Annotated in this window: 18 protein-coding genes; 8 read left to right on the top strand and 10 right to left on the bottom strand. The window is 39.1% G+C overall.

Annotation, left to right across the window (positions count from 1 at the left end):
* Nucleotides 1-147 carry a hypothetical protein gene (locus GM920_RS07100; RefSeq protein WP_182954883.1) on the bottom strand — a complete coding sequence of 49 codons (147 nt, stop codon included), beginning with the start codon at nucleotides 145-147 and terminating at the stop codon, nucleotides 1-3.
* Nucleotides 148-707: 560 nt separating this feature from the next.
* On the opposite strand from GM920_RS07100, the gene GM920_RS07105 reads away from it, so the two are divergent.
* Both GM920_RS07105 and GM920_RS07110 read left to right on the top strand, forming a co-directional pair.
* On the top strand, nucleotides 708-2,126 hold the full coding sequence (locus tag GM920_RS07105) for a TlpA family protein disulfide reductase (RefSeq protein WP_182954885.1): 1,419 nt from the start codon (nucleotides 708-710) through the stop codon (nucleotides 2,124-2,126).
* Between the two features lie 182 nt (nucleotides 2,127-2,308).
* A complete protein-coding gene (locus GM920_RS07110) occupies nucleotides 2,309-3,106 on the top strand; it encodes an alpha/beta hydrolase (RefSeq protein ID WP_182954888.1) in 798 nt (265 codons plus the stop codon).
* A gap of 140 nt (nucleotides 3,107-3,246) precedes the next feature.
* Here GM920_RS07110 and GM920_RS07115 read toward each other — a convergent pair whose 3' ends face one another.
* From GM920_RS07115 to GM920_RS07140, 6 genes are all read right to left on the bottom strand, one after another.
* Nucleotides 3,247-4,089: an endonuclease/exonuclease/phosphatase family protein gene (locus tag GM920_RS07115; protein WP_202986050.1), complete on the bottom strand. Its 843-nt coding sequence runs from the start codon at nucleotides 4,087-4,089 to the stop codon at nucleotides 3,247-3,249.
* A 30-nt stretch (nucleotides 4,090-4,119) separates the two neighbouring features.
* Nucleotides 4,120-5,901, bottom strand: a complete 1,782-nt coding sequence (locus tag GM920_RS07120) for a RagB/SusD family nutrient uptake outer membrane protein (RefSeq protein ID WP_182954890.1) — start codon at nucleotides 5,899-5,901, stop codon at nucleotides 4,120-4,122.
* Between the two features lie 32 nt (nucleotides 5,902-5,933).
* Nucleotides 5,934-9,434 carry a SusC/RagA family TonB-linked outer membrane protein gene (locus tag GM920_RS07125; protein ID WP_182954893.1) on the bottom strand — a complete coding sequence of 1,167 codons (3,501 nt, stop codon included), beginning with the start codon at nucleotides 9,432-9,434 and terminating at the stop codon, nucleotides 5,934-5,936.
* A gap of 168 nt (nucleotides 9,435-9,602) precedes the next feature.
* Nucleotides 9,603-10,571, bottom strand: a complete 969-nt coding sequence (locus tag GM920_RS07130) for a FecR family protein (protein ID WP_182954895.1) — start codon at nucleotides 10,569-10,571, stop codon at nucleotides 9,603-9,605.
* 68 nt (nucleotides 10,572-10,639) lie between these two features.
* Nucleotides 10,640-11,242 (bottom strand): RNA polymerase sigma factor, encoded by a 603-nt coding sequence (locus GM920_RS07135; protein WP_182954897.1) that lies wholly within the window; start codon nucleotides 11,240-11,242, stop codon nucleotides 10,640-10,642.
* A gap of 173 nt (nucleotides 11,243-11,415) precedes the next feature.
* Entirely contained in the window at nucleotides 11,416-12,252 is an 837-nt protein-coding gene (locus GM920_RS07140) for a DUF6266 family protein (RefSeq protein WP_182954899.1), read from the bottom strand.
* Between the two features lie 460 nt (nucleotides 12,253-12,712).
* Between GM920_RS07140 and GM920_RS07145 the strand changes: the two genes are divergently transcribed.
* A complete protein-coding gene (locus GM920_RS07145; RefSeq protein WP_182954901.1) occupies nucleotides 12,713-12,973 on the top strand; it encodes a hypothetical protein in 261 nt (86 codons plus the stop codon).
* 275 nt (nucleotides 12,974-13,248) lie between these two features.
* Nucleotides 13,249-13,626 (top strand): hypothetical protein, encoded by a 378-nt coding sequence (locus GM920_RS07150; protein ID WP_182954903.1) that lies wholly within the window; start codon nucleotides 13,249-13,251, stop codon nucleotides 13,624-13,626.
* A 38-nt stretch (nucleotides 13,627-13,664) separates the two neighbouring features.
* On the opposite strand, the gene GM920_RS07155 is transcribed toward GM920_RS07150, so the two are convergent.
* Nucleotides 13,665-14,954 (bottom strand): OmpA family protein, encoded by a 1,290-nt coding sequence (locus GM920_RS07155; RefSeq protein WP_182954905.1) that lies wholly within the window; start codon nucleotides 14,952-14,954, stop codon nucleotides 13,665-13,667.
* 329 nt (nucleotides 14,955-15,283) lie between these two features.
* Here GM920_RS07155 and GM920_RS07160 point away from each other — a divergent pair, with 329 nt between their 5' ends.
* A complete protein-coding gene (locus GM920_RS07160; protein ID WP_202986051.1) occupies nucleotides 15,284-16,681 on the top strand; it encodes a hypothetical protein in 1,398 nt (465 codons plus the stop codon).
* Between the two features lie 63 nt (nucleotides 16,682-16,744).
* Here the strand turns inward: GM920_RS07160 and GM920_RS07165 are convergent, their stop codons facing one another.
* Nucleotides 16,745-17,803 (bottom strand): hypothetical protein, encoded by a 1,059-nt coding sequence (locus GM920_RS07165; RefSeq protein ID WP_182954908.1) that lies wholly within the window; start codon nucleotides 17,801-17,803, stop codon nucleotides 16,745-16,747.
* Nucleotides 17,804-18,039: 236 nt separating this feature from the next.
* Between GM920_RS07165 and cobT the strand changes: the two genes are divergently transcribed.
* Genes cobT through cobC form a run of 3 tightly spaced genes read left to right on the top strand, consistent with a single transcriptional unit; the run spans nucleotide 18,040 to nucleotide 20,396 of the window.
* On the top strand, nucleotides 18,040-19,044 hold the full coding sequence (gene cobT, locus GM920_RS07170) for a nicotinate-nucleotide--dimethylbenzimidazole phosphoribosyltransferase (RefSeq protein WP_182954910.1): 1,005 nt from the start codon (nucleotides 18,040-18,042) through the stop codon (nucleotides 19,042-19,044).
* Nucleotides 19,045-19,830: an adenosylcobinamide-GDP ribazoletransferase gene (locus GM920_RS07175; protein ID WP_182954913.1), complete on the top strand. Its 786-nt coding sequence runs from the start codon at nucleotides 19,045-19,047 to the stop codon at nucleotides 19,828-19,830.
* Nucleotides 19,815-20,396 carry an alpha-ribazole phosphatase gene (gene cobC / locus GM920_RS07180; protein WP_182954915.1) on the top strand — a complete coding sequence of 194 codons (582 nt, stop codon included), beginning with the start codon at nucleotides 19,815-19,817 and terminating at the stop codon, nucleotides 20,394-20,396. The genes GM920_RS07175 and cobC overlap by 16 nt, the downstream gene beginning before the upstream one ends.
* On the opposite strand, the gene GM920_RS07185 is transcribed toward cobC, so the two are convergent.
* Nucleotides 20,360-20,548 carry a hypothetical protein gene (locus tag GM920_RS07185; protein WP_182954917.1) on the bottom strand — a complete coding sequence of 63 codons (189 nt, stop codon included), beginning with the start codon at nucleotides 20,546-20,548 and terminating at the stop codon, nucleotides 20,360-20,362. The two genes, cobC and GM920_RS07185, sit on opposite strands and share 37 nt — an antisense overlap.
* Nucleotides 20,549-20,706 lie beyond the last annotated feature (158 nt).

Genomic DNA, 20,706 nt, shown 5'->3' on the forward strand with positions numbered 1-20,706 from the left:
TTACCGCCAGTTATTCCTAACCATCAACAAAAAATCCTTATCTGTTTTATTCAGATAAGGATTTTCATGGTCAATTACCCTGGTAATGATTCCCCTCATTACCTCGATTATCATGATGGTCTCTGCCATCATATCTGTCCCTGTCATGTCTTGGACGCTGAACGGAACAACTCGACAATGCTAACGAGGCAATTAATAGCATCATTAACATCTTAATCCTATTATTTTTCATAATAAAGGTTTTAAGCTACCGCTAGAAATAACAATTAGAAATTAAGAATGTTCTGATTTCTGAGGAAGGAATACTGTTTTTTAAGCGCCATAGTTACCATACTGTTTCGCTTTTGTTCTACCATAAGAGTCATAGAATTACTTTATAATAGAGCACGAAGTTCCTTGAAGACATGTTTTTCCATAAAGGAATCATAACCGAATTTAAAAAAATAACAGGTATAATAATTTAACAATAAATTACTTTATATTTAGGTTAAACAACAATACAAGACGCACACACCTACAACATACCATATTTTATGTTCTCCTCATCGCAATTCTAATTAAACAATTCATGGAAAGAAAAACAACGTATCTCCTCTTGTTATTTGAAATTATAACCCGTGTTTTAAAGAAAAAAACAATAATTCTAAAAGGTTAATTGATAAAAACAGAATGGTGATAGAAAATTCAAATCATATAGAATTCAACTTATGAAAAAAGCAACTACATACATCTTCCTGTTACTAATCGTTTCTTCAACATCTATTTTTGCTAAAAGTAATGTTTCAGATTCAATCAGCTTTACAGTACACTTAAAAGCAAAAGAGACGATCAGGCTAAACTACCTAAATGAATATCTTATACCGGTAGCATTGTCCTTTAAAAATCATTCCATTAGAGATTCGACTTTTTCAAAAAAAATAGGCTCTACAAAACCAATAGAATTTCGTTATAGCTTACTAGATATAGATCACAACAAACGTTACTATTACAATTTCATTTTAAGCCCAGGAGATGACATTTCATTAAAACTTCAAGACAATTTTGAACTCATTTCTGACCAAAATAATAAACTGATTTTTGCTAACAAGGTGCTAAACTTGTATAATGTTTTCGACGAGAAACAAAGTGAGTATACAGGGCAAATAATCAATTCTGGTATAGAAAAATATGATTCGTATCTTAATGGTGTCTATACAGCTAATGTAAGAAGAATAGATAGCCTAGTTAAACTTGACCTAATTACCAACAAAACGGAAAAAACTTGGAGAAATATCATTTTAACAGATTACTATAGACAATTATTCTATCCAATCTATATCACCCATTCCTCCGCTAAAAAAGCCATTGAGTTCAAGAAAAAAACATTAGATGCTAAAGAGCACATCCAACAATTACAGAAAGTCAATAGCTATGGATTTAAAGATTTGTTAAATAGTCTTATAAGATACGAGATGTTGCTCTTAGGTAAAACAAAAAATGACTTAGATTTCTATACGCAATATCTTTTCAAGTCAAATTATTCATCAGATATAATCTTAGGCTCACTGATTGAAAAATTTAATACTTATCCAGAGAAAAACTCAGTTGCATTCATGAAGGCTTTTGATGAATTCAAAAACTTCTGCAAGAAAAATGGGAAAGAAGAAATAGCAAGTCAATTGTCTTCTAAATACTACCCATCGAATGCTGTTTACGACAAAATACTTCTAGTCAATGCCGCTGGCAAGTCATCAACACTTAACGAAATTCTAAAAAAAGAAAAGGGTAAGATTATATTCATTGACCTATGGGCAAGTTGGTGTAAACCATGTCGAGCTGAAATACCTGTATTAGAAAAAATAAAGAAAAAATTCCCGGCTCAGCATATAGAATTTATTTCCATTAGTTTGGATAAAAACGCAGCCACAAAAGCATGGGAAATGGCAATGAAACAAGAAAACCTAACAGATCCTCATCAGTATAGAATGCTGGATGTAAGTAATCTGGATTTATCCAAAGCTTTCCAAGTCAAAAGCATTCCCCGCTATTTAGTTTTTGATCGCAATGGGAATACATTAAATGATAACTTCCCAAGACCTTCAGATGGAAAATTTGAAACTCAACTTCAGAATTATTTGAAATTGTAACCCGTATTTTAAAGAAGAAGAAATTCCAGGAGTTGACCAATAAATAAACTTCTACTGCTATCCTATTGATGGCAGTAGAAATTCAAAACTCAATACAAAGAAATATCACTCCTCAACATATGTACATGTTTTAAAAAACAAGCCTCAATACCTTTGCTTGTAACAATTAAAACAAGTATAAAATGAGAATATTACTCAGTACCCTATCCTTACTCTGTATTGGATTCCAGTCCTTTTCCCAAAAAGTTGATTCCTTAAACATCTATAGCCCTTCCATGGAGAAGGAAGTCAAAACATTGGTGATTCGTCCCGCCACTCCCACTAAAAAGAAAACACCAACAGTTTACATTCTGCATGGTTACAGTGGCTATCCAAAAAGAACAATAACCCAAGACATTCCTGCTTTGTTAAAACTTAGCAAAGACCTGAAAATGACCTTTGTTTTACCGGATGGAAATTACGACAGCTGGTATGTGGACGGTGAACTTAAAAATTCAAAGTATGAAACATTTATTGCCAATGAACTGGTGAGTTACATTCAAAACCACTACAAATCAGATCCATTAAAAACAGCAATCATGGGATGGAGTATGGGTGGTCACGGTGCATTGTATATTGGATCCAGGCACAAAAACACCTTTAAGGCCATTGGAAGTTTATGTGGCGTAATGGACTTTACTCCTTATGGAAAGCACTATGGTGTTCCAAAAACACTCGGAGACAACCCGGAAAACTGGACAAAATACACCGTGATGTCTCAAATAGAAAAATTGAAAAACACGCCACAACAAATCCTGATCAGCTGTGGAACAGAAGATCCACTAATCGGACAAAACAGAAAATTACATCAGGAACTGATCACATTAGGTATTCCTCACATCTATGAGGAACGACCTGGAGCACACAACGCAGCATACTGGTCTGAAGCGGCAATTACCCAACTACTCCAATTAAATCAATTCTTTGCAGATCATGAATAGTACTAAAAGTATTTTCAGATTAGCACTAAATGACATACTGGTAGAAGGAGCATAAATTGAAACAGCCGTTCAACTGAGCAAAAACTCAATTGAACGGCTGTAATTTACCAGCAATCAATATTGATTGCTAGCTTTAAATACTATTTCAACATCACATCAACCAACACCGGGAAATGATCTGAAGGATATTTTCCATGGTAAGTGTCCGTTAAAATACCCCACCTGCTTGCTGTAAAACCCTTCGTTACAAACACATGATCAATCACACCAAAGCCCTTCACATTTGCACCAAAAGAATTGAAAGAAGAATTGTTTTCATAGGGATGTTCAACCTGGCTATAAGTATCCTTTAACAAGTCAGATTTAGCCAATATCAGGTAACTATCACTGTTGTGATCTCCATTTAAATCTCCAGTAAATATTGCAGGAGAAGTTCCTGCGATTTCCTTCATTTTCGCCAAAATCAACTTGCTGCTCTCTACCCTTGCAATTACCCCCTGATGGTCAAAATGCGCATTAAAATAATAGAACTTCTTGCCACTTCTTAAATCCTGTAGGTATACCCAGGTACAGATCCTGTTGCAGCAAGTAGCATCCCAACCCAAACCTGGTTGACCAGGATGTTCTGACAACCAGAAATCGCCTTTTTTCAATAACTTAAATTTATCCTTTCTATAGAATATAGAAGAATGTTCTCCACCTTCTTTACCGTCGTCACGCCCAAGACCGTAATGTTCAAATTCCGGTAAAGATTTAGACAGATCATCCAGCTGGTTTTTAAAACCCTCTTGAATCCCGAAAATATCATACTGATGGAATCTCAGTAAATTAGCGACAACGGGTGCCCGCTGCTCCCATAAATTCCCCACATCACCCCTGTTGTCATTTCGTAAATTATAAGTTCCAACCACCATTTTTTGAGCGAACAACGGACTAACCGCAAGTAAAAGAAGCACTGCGATGATATTAATTTTTTTCATCATGTTATATATTTTAAAAGATCATTCAATAATTTACCAACCCAGGTTTTGTCCCAATTTAGGATTCACAATCCGATCCGATTCTGGGATAGGATATAAGTAATTTTTATCCTCAAAGACTCTTGTTACCGTCGTTAACCAGGTCAGTTCACCTGAAGTATCATTACTTAAGCGTTGAGGGTTTACACCAGCATTTGTAGTTGGCGCTACGTTGATATAATTCACACCGGCAACAGGATTTGCAGGCATCACTTTGTAAAAACATACATCCATTTTACCATCACCATTTAAATCCATCGGAACATCTAATGCCGGAACATAAAATCCATTCCAAACTTTAGTCATCAGTTCCCCATGTTTCCACCTCACGATATCATCAAACCTAAGTCCTTCCAGTGCCAGTTCTATCCCTCTTTCCCTTCTAATTTCCATTAGCGCAGCATCATTAACATCAGGAAAATAATTCTGCTTCATGTAAGCATCTAAAACAGTCGGTTTTGCGTTTAAGCCACCTTTAATTCCAGCACGCTGTCTCAAAGCACCAATGGTCTTGGTCCAGTCGGCATCCGTAAAAGTGCCCAATTCCGTCTTTGCCTCTGCATAATTCAACAACACTTCGGCATACCTTAAAATACTTATGGAATTCACATTTAGAGAACCACCATCATATTTGGTATCATCCAGCGTCCATTTTATGGGCTGATAACCGGTATAAGTATAAGAAAAAATTGGAGGAGCTGCTTCTGGTGTGCCACCATTAATCCTTTTATAATCACCCATTCTAATGGTTTGCTGCAAACGTTTATCGCGACCTTTTACCTCTTCTACAAATGGCAGCATTTGATACCCTGGCTTACTGGTAAATGGCGTACCATCAATATTCAGGTAAGTATTTACGAAAGTACGCGTAAAGCTTAATCTGCTGCCGTAAGTAGCGCTGGTCCAATACCAATTGGCATCATTATAAATAGCAAGATTGGGATCAGCAACCACAGAAAGCATAATTTCTGTACCTACTGGTGCAGTACTGGTAAACAACTGGCGGTAAGAAAGATCTTCACCACCACTGGTATTCAGGCTAAAGCCCGAAGTCTGCATTGTTTTTTCCGCAGCCGTTGCAGCCTCATTTAACCACTTATCTGCTGTACCTGTTAAATTCTTTTCCGCATGATATTTCCTGTAAGTCCCCTCGTATAAACAAACCCTTGATTTAAATGCCATCGCAACGGATTTAGTGATCAAGGTTTTAGAATTATCACTGGAACGGCTGATATTGGCGATCGCATAATCAAGATCCGCCAATACTGAATCCATTACCAAAGCACGTGAATCACGTCCACTGTACAATGCAGGATCGTCTACTTTTAGTGTCCTGTTGATCCAAGGTACATCACCATATCTTTTCACCTTCTGAAAATAGAAGAAGGCACGGAAAAATCTGGCAAGTCCTTGATATTGACTTCTGACCGAGGCACTAACCTTCTGATCAACATTATTTTCAATAAAATAATTAATGTTCCTCAGTTTCTTCCAATCCCAGCCCTTTTCTCCCTGGGAAGTTCTGGAATTATAAGCACCGGCAACCAGAAAATCCGGCGACTGGCTTCTTGCGCCATAATCAGACATTTCATCTCCCCGATGTGTATCATTTGCAGTAGGTAATACTTCATAAAAGGAATTGGCATACAACTCAAGCCCTTTCTCATTGCTAAAAACTGAAGTCCGGATTGCACTATCTTCAGGTGTCTGATCCAGCTTTTTACAGCCTGCCATAAACACAGCAGAAAAAGCGAACCATAAACAGAATCTTTTCATATTATTATCTTTATGTATTTACTAGTTTTTAATTAAAATGTGGCTGTAAAACCGATGCTATAGCTCTTTAACTGCGGATAGTTATTTCCATTTCCACCACCTTCAACATTCCCGATACTTTCCACGTCAATGTCTTTCGTGATTTTATATAGTGGTGAATAGGTCCAAATATTTTCTCCGGAAAGCACCAAACGCGCTGAACTTAAACCGACTCTTTTCACCAGGTTTACTGGAAGGTTATACCCTACCTGAAGGTTTTTAAGACGGATATAAGCCACATTCTGTATGTATTTAGATTGCGCTTGCAGCTCTCCTGAACCATTCTGCGCTACATAGCCACGGAGCCTTGGGAAATAAGCATCCGGATTGCTTTCTGACCACATTTTGTCTTGCATAGATTTAGGGATCTTATTGTAAGGGCGATTGTACTGTCCCCAGAAAAGACCATTATCAGCCCCTGGATACCAATCCATTTTACCTACACCCTGGAAAAAACTGCTGAAGAAGAAACTTTTCCATTGTGCACCTAAGGAAATACCATATGTATATCTAGGCGTAGAATTACCAATCACCTTTTTATCTCCAGGATTATCAACGGTATTATCGCCGTCATTAATTACACCATCACCATTCAAATCTTTAAACTTGATGTCTCCAGGCAATAGTTTACCACTGTTTGATGCCTTAGTTAAGATCTGTTTTGCAGAGTTCGCAATGTCTTCCGCAGAAGTAAAATAACGATCCGTATCATATCCCCAGATCTCTCCGTAATTTTGTCCGGCATAGAAGTCTGTCAGCCTTTTCTGAGGATTATTGTATTTGGTGATTTTAGCATTATAATCTGCTAGTGTTAAGCGGATGTCGTAGGTTAAAGGACTTCCTGATACCGCAAACTGATCTCTCCAGGAAATGGTTGCTTCCCATCCTTTCGTAGTTAAATCAGCATAGTTACCTTTAGGCACATCTGTTCCAAAAACTGCAGGAAGGGTCATCCCTACGGTAAACATATTTTTAGTCTTTCTAACGTAAGCATCTCCACTAAAATTCAGGCGGTTGTTCAGGAAAGCCAGGTCAAGACCAATGTTTGTGGTTTGAGAAGTTTCCCAGGTTAGACCATCAGGTAATACTCCCGGCTGACTCGTATACTGAGGTCTCACCCCATTCAATATCCTGCCAGATTGCTCAATTTTAAATTTCTCCTGAAAAGCATAAGAAGCGATACTTCCATTTCCTAATGATCCGTAAGAAGCCCTTAATTTCATGTCGCTGATGATATTCTTATTTACCTTCCAGAATGGCTCCTGGCTTACTCTCCAACCTGCAGAAAAAGAAGGGAAAAAGTCATAACGCTGATCCGAAGGGAATTTTGAAGAACCATCATACCTACCATTTGCTTCAAATAGATAGCGATCTTTATAAGCATAATTTACGCGGTAAAAACCACCCAATACAGCCCATTGATCATAACCGCCAGCAGTAATAATAGACTGTCCAAGGGCAAGATTAATGTCCTTAGCATCATCAAAAATCAACCCGTTACGCGAAGCCAGCAGGCGTTTATAAGTGGATTGCTCATAATTATATCCTGCCAATACTTTGACAAAATGATCCTTGCTGAATTTAGGTTCATATTCGCCATAAATATTAGATGCCAAATATTGTGTAGTACGGTCAGTCTGTTGGAAATCATTTGTATTGCTTCCTACGTATTCTATGACACCCGGTTTTCTGCTGTAAGCAACAGGTACGCGCACGCGGGTATCATCATTTGTGGTTTGCTGAAAAGTAAGGTCTCCTTTAACCCTGAATTTATCATTAAAAAACTGACTGCTGAAACCTGTGGTATTTCTGAATACTTTTTTATCAGAGGTTGTACCGTTTTTCGCGGTATAATAATCTCCAACAGTATACGCAGCTGTGTAAGTTAATGTGCCATCAGGATTAAACATTGGCGCCACATTATGCCCTTCATCAGAAAGGTTTCTGAAAATTCCGCCACCCTCTCCAACATTCAATGGCGCATAATATTTAATTGCTGAATAATCCATGTTGTTATAAACTTTCAACCAGGAATACAGTTCAGTAGAGCCTTTTGCCCTTAGGTTATACATCGAATAATCATCAGAATTATACCTAAAAAGACCGGATTGCTTGTAAGACCTACCAGAAATGTAAAAATCAGATTTACCACTTCCACCAGATATGGATACATTGTGTTCCATTGCATTGTTATGGTCCTTGAATAGTTCTTTATACCAATCCGTATTACCATAATAAACATACTCCCCATTGGCATTAACTTCTGTTTTCGGCAGACTTGGATCCGCATCATGACGTTGCAACTCAGCTAAATATTCTGGAGAGAATTTCACTGTCTTATTGATGTTCTGTGGCGTTTGGGAATAGTCATTCCAGGCAGACCATGCTTCATTGAAACCTTTTGCAAACTCATAACCATTGGTGACTAAGTTTGGAATGCTGGTTGGTGATTTAATCGCCCCTAAAAATGAATAAGTGATCGAAGTTTTATCTTTCTGTGGATTTTTTGTCGTGATTAAAACCACACCGAAAGCAGCCCTGGCACCATAAATCGCCGCTGATGAGGCATCTTTCAATACCGTTACCGTAGCCACATCGTTTGGATTAATCCTTGAAGGATCCCCTTCCACACCATCAATTAAGACCAAGGCACTACCACCTTGTCCGATTGAGGTGGTACCCCTAAGGTTATAAGAAGGACTTTGGTTTGGCCTGCCATCTGAAAGGGAGATGTTTAAATTAGGAATCACCCCTTGTAATCCTTGAGAAAGATTCGCAATAGGTCTGTTCTCAAAAACCTTTGAAGTGACCTGATCTACAGCACCCGTCAGGTTTTCTCTTTTTTGTGTACCATATCCAACAACCAACACCTCGTTCAGCGTCCCCGTTTCGGCAACTAAAGAAATATTCAGTTTAGTCATTTCTCCTGGTTTCACCACAACTTTACTATAGGTTGCGCTGGTAAAAGAAATAAAACTGGCCACTAAGGTATAAGTACCCGGTGCCGCAGAAATGGAATAAGAACCATCAGGATTACTCTGAACGCCTCTGTTCAATTCAAGAATTTTAATACTTGCACCAGGCAAAGGATCACCCTTTTCATCCAAAACTTTACCAGTGATTTTTCCAGGTTCCTGGTTTTTCATCAAGGTAATTACGCCTGGTACTTCTTCAGAGAAGATTAGTGAGGTGTTGGACAATAAGGAGGTCAAGATATCAGCGATCTTATCATTGGAATAATCGATCTCCTCCACCCTGATATTTTTTAACTTTAAATAGGCCGGATCATAAGCAAAGTCGACGCCACTCAAGCGCTCGAGCTTTTGAACAGCGGTCAGTAAGCTCTCGTTTTTAAAAGAAATGTTAATACGCCGGTTTAAAATCTGACCGCTGGTATTTCCTGCTAACAACACCTGTGTACTGGTGAGGATAAGGACATAGACAATGAGGGTATAACGCATAATTTTCTGCAGCAGCAGTAAATGTTTTTTCATTTGTATTTTAATTTTCAAAGCCCGGGAACCAGCATATAAAATGCCCTTTAGAGTTCCTATCTTTGATCATGAACAAAAAATAATTGTTTTGCAATTGCCAAGGGCTCAATCTATGCAATTGCTTAGTACAGGCCGGTTCTGCTTCAGAACCGGCTTTTTTTCCTTTGCTTAGTAAATGATTATACCATTTTCGGTCCTCCTGTATTTTTTGTGGTGTATAGAACAGATAATTTTCAAGGTTTGGGAAAGCGTATGCGTCGAACGCATCTGAATATTATATTGATAACTGGCTACATTGGGATCCTTGCTGCTTAGAGAAACTCCATAATAAAGCTTGACGATCCGGGCGACCTCTTCAAAGCTTCCCTGATTGAGCTCTGTGCTGAGCTCATGCCACTGGCTATTTTCAGCCAGACCAAAATCTGCCTGCTTCCAGGCATGGGAACGAAGATTATAGTTTAACTTTTTTCCAGGCAGCAACTGAGCCAACACATTTTTCTGTGTTGCAACCTGTACTTTACCTTCAGTTACACTTACCTCTATTGCGGCAGCTCCCTTTGTAGCGGTATAATTGCTGACTTTAAATTTAGTCCCCAGTACTTTCGTGACGATTTCCCCGGAATACACTAAAAAAGGACGTCCAGGATCTTTAGCGACTTCAAAAAAGGCTGTTCCTTTTTTTAAAAATACAGTCCTCGAAGCCTGCTTATCGAAGCGCTTCGCAATTCTAAATTCACTGGATGGACTTAGGTGTACGATAGATCCGTCTGTCAGGGTGAGTTTTTTACTTTCTGAAGCCTTGGTGGAATACAAAACATAGCTTGGTAAATCCTTAGTCTTATCTCCGATTTCCTTTGCTTTGAATAAAACCCCAACAGTAATCAGCAACACCGCAGCAGCGGCATATGAAATTATTTTGCGCCAGTTTGCCAAACGATGCAACGCTGTCTCTTGCTCAGGAGCAATTACCGCAAACATCTCGGCTTTAATCCGATTGGCATCTGCCTCGTCCTGGAAACCACTGAATTCCTCTGCATCGTAAGATTCATACCATCTCTCCAAATTCAACTTTTCAGCTGATGTCAGTTTATTTTCACTGAACCGTTTTAGTATATCTTTAAATTCTTGTGATTCCAATCTATTGCCCTTTTTAGATAAGTAGCTTGGAAAGGCAGGATTTACTTATAGAAATCGTTAAGTGTTTGTTAAGAAATTATGAACCAGTTCAGTTCTATAACGAAAAATGCCAGGATTACCCATTCCGGATATTTTGAACCTAATTTAACGCGGATTCTGCGCAGGGCTTCGGATAGATGATTAGAAACCGTCTGTTCTTTTAAGTTTAACTTTTGTGCAATTTCTGCAGTAGAATGCTGTGCCGCTTTTAACAGATAGGCTTCTTTCATCTTGTCGGGAAGCAAGGCTACTTCTCCGGCGATTATTTTTTCCAGCTCAAAATAACCATCAAGGTTATTTATAGTTGTCATTTCTTCAAAACGCTGGATGGTACTTTCCAACACTTTATCTTTTATCTTCTCTGACCTGAAATAATTAAACACCTGAAACCTAACCGCTCCATTTAAATAATGTTCGATTTCTGTATGAATCCTAATCGTTTCACGTCTCTGCCAGATGTTAATGAAAACATTCTGAATAATATCTTTTGCCGCGGCTTCATCTTTAACCCTTTTATAAGCATGGATGTATAAGCTCCGCCAAAATTTTTCATATAGGGTAGCATATGCAGCATGATCACCGCTTTGGAGCGCGCTAATTAATGCTGATTCATTTAATACTGTCATTGGCATCCCCCAAAAATAGGGCGCCCATATAAAGGAATGATTAAGTTAATGTGAACAACCGGGGAATCAACAATGCGGAGGTATTTCTTGCTATAGGATGAAATTTGGGCAAAATTCTTTCTTTAACATGCTAAAAAACAGGTTTCACATGATTTCTCCGTCAGAATATCCTATTGATTTCAGGAAGGTTTCCCCGGCAGGTGCTTCAGTTTCTCTTTTAAAACCTGATATTCTTTTTCGAGGTAACGGAATGCTTTGGTTTCAATGACTCCCTCCGCGTAGTCCATTTTTTTATGCTCATATTCCGTTGCAACCTGATCAAAACGGGCTTTTATAACCTTGTAATGTTCTTTTTCTGCTTTTTCCAAAGAACTTTCCGGAAGGCCATTCACATTTCCTACATAGGCACTGTCGGAGATTAACTGCTCATTGGCAGATTTTAAGCAGACATAAACTTCCATTTGCGCTGTCATCATCCATTCCCTATCCAGCGGGACAAAACAGCTCCCATCTCCCCTTTTAGCAGCATTCAGAAAAAGACTTGCGCGTTTTTTTGTCGGATGACTGACCGCTACCATCAGGATATCATCCTCAACTCCATTTTCCGCTATACTGGAGTTCCAGCTTAAATTGAGGCCATCTGTTCCTTTGCTGACTTTCAGATCTGCGGCCATTTCCAATGTGCCCTTACTAAGAATCACTTTACTATAATCTATAGTAATATTAGGGTAGTCTCCCGTTAAAGCCTGTTTTTTGTTGTAGGACGTCGCCAGATTATGAGGGTTTTTCACCGAACCTTCAGATTCCCGCTTAAAACTGACATTGATAAAATCCTTCATCGGTTTCAGTAGATCCATTGCCACCGCCATTGCCTGGCGATTCGCCAGTTGCTTTAGGCTTGGTTTCCCCGGTTTACCCTTGCTACGGCATACCGGTTGTCCATTTAACATATAAAAAACCATATTTCCTATTTTTCCGGAGGGATGCCCAAATGGGCCTACTTTGCATATTGCCATGATAAAATTGATTAATTCGTCTGAATTGACGAAGACCAAGCTAGAGATAAACAACCGGATATCCTATGAAACCACTATAATAATACTAATTATTTTAGCAACCCCTTAGCAACCTACATAAGGGAAATCTCAGCGTTTTCAGGCAATTTTAGCAAGCATGGCCCTAGCAACTACCCCTTAAAACTCCAATAAAAATCACAAAATTGTAATCTCATTTAAGCAGCTATATATCCGCTGTCCAGTACAGGTTGGTATTAAATCACACCAAATTTGTTACATAAAAACAACACCCCAAATTCCTTCACTTAAACCCTTTTCATTATTTTTAGAAAGTAGTTAATTATTTCTATGAAATAAAATAATGACATTTCCCGACACAATTAATAAAAGCTGACAGCGTTTATGGGGGAAAGAACATATGAGAAGAATCCGATTCAATGACACATTAAATCATAATTCAATGAAAAAACTGAGGTCAAAAGTAGTAAAAGCACTAAAAAGAGAATTCACTTTCGAATGTACCATTTCAGCAAGAATGAACCAGGTGATCTTAAACGTTAAAAACATCGTTTTTGAAGAACATCTTGGCCAGGTAATTCAGCAAACGCAGCTGATTATCGACAAATATTTCCCTCAAAGAGAAGAACACCTTTGTTTGGTGGTTAGAGAAATCGGAGGAAACAATCAAAACACCTTTAAAATCTGGAAGTCTATTCAATAGTCAATTATATTCATACCATAAATTGAGGACAAATTTCTCTCTAAAAAAGCTTTCAAATCTTAGGATTTGGAAGCTTTTTTATTTTCATCCCCTTACCTTAGGCTATATTTCAGCCGAACCAAGTAAACTGTAAACGCATAAACAATATTAACCTTAAAGTTAGCCCTATCAATATTCAACCGAACATACAATCTCAATGAAATACCTATTTTGCCTACTACTCTTCCTTTTCGCTATTGAAAAATCTAATGCACAGGTAGCTGTCCCTATAAAAATTGATACCACTCAAGGGAAAACAATGGAATTATACCAATTCATTAATTCCTATATGCAACAGGATACCATCAGTAATTAATTATGGCATCCAAAATATAAGTGGGAAATGCAATTTCGACAACCTATATGCCAGAGAAGTGAAAGCGCAATACAATAGCAACTTAACTTATACTTTCGCTGCTGCATTTTGCAAATATCTGATTGATCAATATGGCCTCGAGTATTTCTATAAGTTATATTACGACCAAGAAATTACTACTGATAATTTTATGCAAAAGGTTACTGCAATTACTGGAAAAACTGAACAGCAAATTAAAAACGGAGTGGAAGGAATCATCTTGGGCAATACTCCTCAAACCACAAAAAAAAGCCGTTAGGAGATTAATCCCAACAGCTTTCCCATTTACATTAAGCCTTATTTTTCTGTTACCCGAATATCTATGCGTCTGTTTTGCGCCCTACCCTCTGGCGTTGCATTACTAGCAACCGGATGTTCCGGACCATATCCTTCTGCTTCCAATCGTTTTTGATCAACACCTAGTTTCACCAATTCATTTTTAGCTGTATTGGCGCGTTCAGTTGATATTTTCTTATTCACTTCTGCATTACCAGTACTATCTGTATAACCGCCCAATTTCAGCGTGACTACCGGATAAGCAACTAAAATCGCAGCAATATTATTCAATTGCTCCTGTGATTCCGGTTTTAACGTGCTTTTTCCAGGTTCAAAATATAGCCTATCGAAAGTAAACCAGGTGGTTTTATCGACAGGTTTGTTTTTATCTTCAATAAATCCAATCAGTCTGTTTTCTACGGAATTTTCTGCAACGCTGATTTCTTTTCCATCAGGCAATCTCTTAGTTATTTTCTCCCCTAGATTCTTAACAAAATCTCCGGCTTCATTTAATTTTCCTTCCACGGTACCCATAGTCGCATCAACTACACCACTCATTTTACCGCCTACGGTGTCTATACTGGCCGATACCGAGTCTACGGTACTGGTGACTTCCGTTTGATTACAACCTTTTTTTCCCAACATCCACCATAATGCCACAACAATAACGATAAGCGGAAGCAACCACTTGATAAAGCCGCCACCTGTATTTCTATCCGGAACGTTTACCGGTGGCATAGATACTTTAGGTGGGGTTACTTTAGGAATAGGTGGAACAGTTACTTTAGGTAGATCGATATTCCCGATCCCCAAAGAGCTGCTTAGTCCTGCCGGAAGTGCTGCGGCGATATCATTTTTACTTTCAAAAATTTTCCCTAATAAATCGGATACGCTCCAACCTTTTGCGGTCATCAGTTTTGAGATTAAACCAGTCACCATTGGAACAATCATAGCCAGCAAACCCGCAGATTTACCATCAGAAAGTCCAGTAGCAGAAGCAACTGCCCCAGTTACCGAATTGGTATCATTTCCAAATAAACTGCCCAACATCGATTTCCCCTTTTCCAGCAAGGTATCTTCATGACCATTTAGTAAATCTTCAGGGGAAGCCGTTGCCGTAGTACCGGCTCCAGGTAGGATCTTATCCAGAAGGCCACCACCGGCTCCATTTTTGAGTATACCCGCTAAAACAGCAGGGATACCGGCAGAAAAGCCAGTTTTCACCTGATCTTCAGTCACGCCAGCTTTCTGGCTTAAAGAAGAGATCAGGTTTCCACTTACCTCATTCTTTAACATTTCAATTAAGTTCATGCTTATAGTTTTATAGGTTAGAAATATTATATCATAAAGCGCCTTTAATCACCAGACACCTTAAATTTTAAGATTCAAACAAATACTATACACCCGCAATTAATCTCCATCCGGCAAAAAACAATGCCTGCACTATATAAAAATAAGCATAATCCCTTAATAACCATACAATAAAGAACTTAAATCGAAAATAAATCAAATCGCATTTTTTAGGGTGCTCCATAATTGTGAACTCACCATACGGTAGAAAAATTTCGTATTTTAGTATTGCAGGTCCTGCTGCGCTCTGAAAAAAGCCAGGATCTATTTCATATTAAAAAAAACCTCCTATGAAAGCAAAAATTAATTCTTTTGAAGAACTCATCGCGGCAATTGATCAGGACTCCCCATTAAGTTTAGAAATCCAAACCTCCATCCTCTGTCCTTATGCGATTGTGCTACCAGTTGGCTTTAGTCTGGTTGGATTGGACAAAGAGAAATGTATCCTTAGTTTCAGCAATAGCGATGGTATCGGTTTAACTGCCAACAACCAAATTACAAACCTCAATATTCAAACAAACCCAGGGAACAGGGCAATCTATTTAATAAGCAACCAGGCAGATCTCGGAACTTTCAGTTTAACGAACTTAACCATTACCGGACAAGTTCAACTGTTAACCCGGGCAGGCAGCCTTAAAACCAAAGTCATTGCCGAAAACATTGACATCGTAAGTTGTGATTCCAGACGATATTCTGAACAACCACAGAAATACGGAGTGAATGTATACCAGGGGGCATTTACCATTTACAACTACAACAGTAATCCAGATAGTGTCATCGAGGCTACGCTAAGCAATATTAGTTTAGGCAGAAAAGGCGCTCCGGTTATTGGAACGGGACTGTTTATTGGAGGTTTTGGCGACAATGGTGGTTGGGTACTTGCAGATCAGGTTAGCACGGGAGACATTTACACCAATGGAATGATCCCTTATGGACAACCAAATATCATCACCGCAGCGGTTTTTATCCTGAATGGTGCGAAAGTCAAAAAACTCAGCAACAAAGGTAGTGTAACCACGTATGGTGTGAATGATATGGTTTTGGATGCCTGGGGGCAAGTGGACCGTTGGATCGCCGAAAAACCAATCACTTCTTACGGCCCAAGTGGTATTGGCTTTGTCAACTTCGGAGTGGTCGATTATTTCGAGGCAAAAGATAAAATAGAAACCTTTGGTCTCGGTGCCAGAGGCTTTAATCAGTATGATGGCACTGTAAACCAAGCCGTATTTCAGGCGATTGAAACCCATGGAAATGGCTCTATTGGTATTCAGGTGAGTAAACCTGTTGGCAGTATCACGATAAAAACCGACCTCATCACCCATGGCGTTGTTGGCCAAACACTGGTAAAAGGAGTGATCGTTTCCTTACCTGCTGATGGATTCAGCATCAAACCAGGTGGAGAAGTAAAACAATTAGAGATTGCCGGAAGTATCATTACTCATGGTAGTGGCGTCCACTCTTTCAATGTAGAAGGTGGCACCGTCAAAGAACTAGCTATCAAAGGGGAAGTCCTGGCAGAAGGAAGAAATTCCGTGGCCGTATCCGTTACACAAAATGGAAAAACGTCCTTAAACCAAGTGAATGCAATCTCTAAATTAGGAATCGCTGTTTTAATTGAAAAAGGAATTGTGACAGACCGTACCGGTTTAAAAGCCACAGGCAATAAAGGAGATATCGTGGAAGAATAGATGAGTTAAGCAAAACAGCCGGCAATTACCGGCTGTTTTGATCATTATAAATTCCTGTTACTTTTAGTAGTCGTATTTGGTTGCATTGTGTCTGCTGCCATCAGGATTCTTTCCTTCGCGTAAGTAATCACCAGTCATATCGATATACTTGTTATACGTATTCAACATCCTGTAATCCCAGTAAGGATACTCACGATCGGCCAGTAATTTATTAACTAAAGGTCTCATTGCTAAATGAAAAGCCTTACTACTTGAGGCATAAGTCATGTTACTGCTATGGCCAAAACCAAGCGCATGACCCAACTCATGAACAATCACTTCTTCAGCATTCTTATTGTAATGGCGCATCAACACATATTCCGCACCTGCAACCAGGTTTCCCCCACCCAAACCACTCACGTTTCTAACCAAGCCAGTTTCGATATTTGCTCTGGTCAGGATATCCTGATATACTGCTTCTTTCTTCTCTTTGGTCAACAGTGTTGTTCCATCATTTTCCGTTAACCCTTCATAGGCCATGAAAGCTTCCTGAGTAGCTGGCTGTGAAAATAAATAAGCTAAATTGGTAAACATCACCAGGCTTTCTCTCGCATGTAATGGATTCATACGGTACCAATTTCCTACATCTTCCTGCGATTTTCTAAAGCTCAGCTTCCATGGAATTTTCATCGCATTCAGTCTTTTGTAAAACGGATCATCTACCACTACGCTAAATACCGCTTTTGAAAAATCAGTCATTTGCAGTTCCTTATCGACGATCGATAAAGGCAATTTAAAAGTCACCAATGGCGTAATTGAATCAATTTTAAACAACTCGACACTTTCTGCATCAGCGGTCAGTTTTGCAAAAACATGAACGTCTTTGATGGTTTTCAAAGTAAAATTGATCAGTTTTACTTCCTTCGTACCACTAAGTTCAATTTTAAGCGGATCGCGTAAAACAATGCTTCTGGTTACCATGACGGCAGTAGGCTCCGTATCAGCCAATAAATTTTCTACGCCGGTAATGGATTTAAAGTTTACAATTTTTGCCGGAGCGACAGTTTCAAGGGGTTCTTTTTCAGACTTTTTACAAGAAAAAAGCAGGAGAATAAAAGAACAAATTAATAAAGAATACTTCATAATAGGGGTTAAATATGATTTACCCCAATGATAACTATTAATTTCATTTTATGTCATACATATTATGAAAATCCCTATTTAAAGGCTATCTATTTATGCCTTCGATCTGGTTCGTTGTGACGTCATTGTAAATCAGGTGATGAAAGAACTCTAAAATATTGTTAATTTCAGCCTTTATTGGCCATATCCCAACAGATATGGCCAATATTTATTAAAAAACAAGGCGATATCAGCATATGAAGGAAGAACTTCAACAGAAAATAGATTTAAAAACTAAGCCTCAGGGTGCACTAGGCAAATTAGAACAACTTGCTTTGCAAATCGGAACCGTTCAGAACACCCTTAGCCCGGTATTGACGAAACCGGCAATTGTTGTATTCGCAGGTGACCACGGTATTGCCAAATCAGGTGTTAGTGCCTACCCACAAGAAGTTACTTATCAAATGGTATTGAATTTCCTGAATGAGGGTGCGGCGATTAATGTATTTTGCAAACAACATCAGATCAATTTGCTCATCGCTGATACTGGTGTAAATTTCAGTTTTAAACCCCATGAAAAACTGATCCGTGCAAAAGTGGAAAAAGGCACCAGAAACTTTCTGGAAGAACCGGCGATGAACATTCATGAGCTGGAAAACTGTTTAACACAATCAGAGAAGATTGTGAACGACCTTCATGCTGGCGGATGTAACATTATTGGTTTCGGAGAAATGGGCATTGGCAATACTTCTGCAGCAACCATGATCATGAGCAATCTTTGTGGTCTACCGATAGAAAGCTGCGTTGGCAGAGGAACCGCATTAAACGACGAACAATTTGCCCATAAAATCAGTATCCTGAAGCAATGTGAATTGCGCCATGGCCGATCAAAAGACCCTGTAGCCGTATTACAAACTTATGGCGGCTTTGAAATTGCACACATTACCGGAGCGATGTTAGCTGCATATGAAAACAATATGCTGATCATGGTGGATGGATTTATTGCTACAGCAGCTTACCTTGCTGCCTTGATGATCAATCCATTGCTGCAAAACAACGCCATATTTTGTCATTTATCCGACGAAAGCGGTCACCGTCAATTGCTGAAATACTTAGGTGTGGAGCCAATATTAAGCTTAAATATGCGCCTTGGTGAAGGTACCGGATGTGCAGTTGCCTACCCGATCATCCAAAGTGCAGTAGCCTTTCTAAATGAAATGGCCAGTTTCGAAAACGCTGGTGTTTCTACTAAAGCATCCTAAATGAAGGAAGAGATTCGTATATTTTTTACGGCAATGATGTTTTATACCCAATTGCCTTGTCCGAAATGGGTAGACCACAATCCGGAACACCTGAACAAATCCACGCGGTATTTTCCTTTGATCGGCTGGATTGTTGGCGGACTTTCCTTCCTGGCATTCTGGATCAGCAACAATTTATTTGGTGCTGATATCGCCGTATTATTATCGATTGCGGTAGGCGTATACCTCACGGGCTCTTTCCATGAAGATGGCTTTGCTGATGTGTTTGATGGATTTGGAGGTGGCTGGACCAAGGCTAAAATCCTGGACATCATGAAAGACAGTCGACTGGGCACTTATGGTGTAGTTGCCCTGATCTTTATGTTTGGCCTGAAGTATCTGGCCCTGCATAAACTGCTAAGTTTTGAAACCTTCCCCGCTTACATTATCCTCCTGTTTTTTATCAGCTACCACTCCCTGGCCCGGTTAACCGCCATACAAATCACCTTTACCTCCAAATATTCCAGAGAGGATGAAAGCAGTAAATCCAAGCCGATTGCCAAAGCCTACACTTATAAAGAAGTCCTGGGCGCCTATGTATTTGGCCTGGTTCCGCTTTTAACATTAGCTTACTTTTATTGGCAGGTTGTCTTTGTTTTACTGCCTTTGCTCCTACTTTATTTAACGAGTCAACGGTACTTCAACAAATGGTTAGATGGCTATACCGGCGATTGTTTGGGCGCTGTAGAGCAGTTTGCAGAAGTCATCACACTTTTAACATTCCTGGTACTATGGAAGTTTATGTAATCCGTCATACCGCCGTAGCGGTAGAAAAGGGTGTCTGTTATGGGCAATCTGATGTATCCTTAGCAAACACGGCGAGCCAGGATATGAAGGCAGTCCTTGCTAAATTACCTGATGATTTTGATCAGGTATATAGCAGTCCCTCCAGTCGCTGTGCACGCCTTGCTAAGCAACTGACCAGGAATTCAGCATTGGAAATTCGGCCAGATTTAATGGAGATGAACTTTGGCGACTGGGAGAACTGCAAATGGAACGACATCGATCAGATCTTACTTGGCAACTGGATGAATGATTTCGTCAGCACAAAAACCCCTTCCGGGGAAAGTCTGGAAATGCTTTATGAAAGGGTAAATGCGTTTATAGCGATGCTCAGAACCAAAGATCTGAATAAGGTCGCCATTGTTACCCATGCAGGCGTCATCCGTTGCATCTGGGCCATCATTTTAGACATTCCACTTCAGCATATTTTTAAAATCTCTGTAGATTACGGCTCAGGAATTAAGATTAATCTAAACAAAGACAGCGCATTAGATCAAATAAAACACTTTTCCTCCGATTCATCATCCTGATCGTCTATCCTTTCGACATTGATTTCTATTTGGTTTTCTTTTCTACTGGAAGGGGGTATCGGTATGCCTCCACCTACACCAATGCCAATTAAGGCCAGCGAAAGCAAGAGCACAAGACAAATCCCTCTCCATATCTTTTTAAAAGATTTCATGGAATTTATTTAAGTAAAAAAAACAGGGTTAAAAAGAATACTTAGCTGTCGATGCCCGGAGGGATAATTTTAGGGATAACAAAGAACCTGAAAGGCTCAAAAAGAGAGAGATGATGTTGATTGTGTTTAAAGCGAACGTTCACTGTGTTATTGTAAAA

This window comes from Pedobacter gandavensis (assembly GCF_014172405.1).
GTDB classification, from domain to species: Bacteria; Bacteroidota; Bacteroidia; order Sphingobacteriales; family Sphingobacteriaceae; genus Pedobacter; species Pedobacter gandavensis.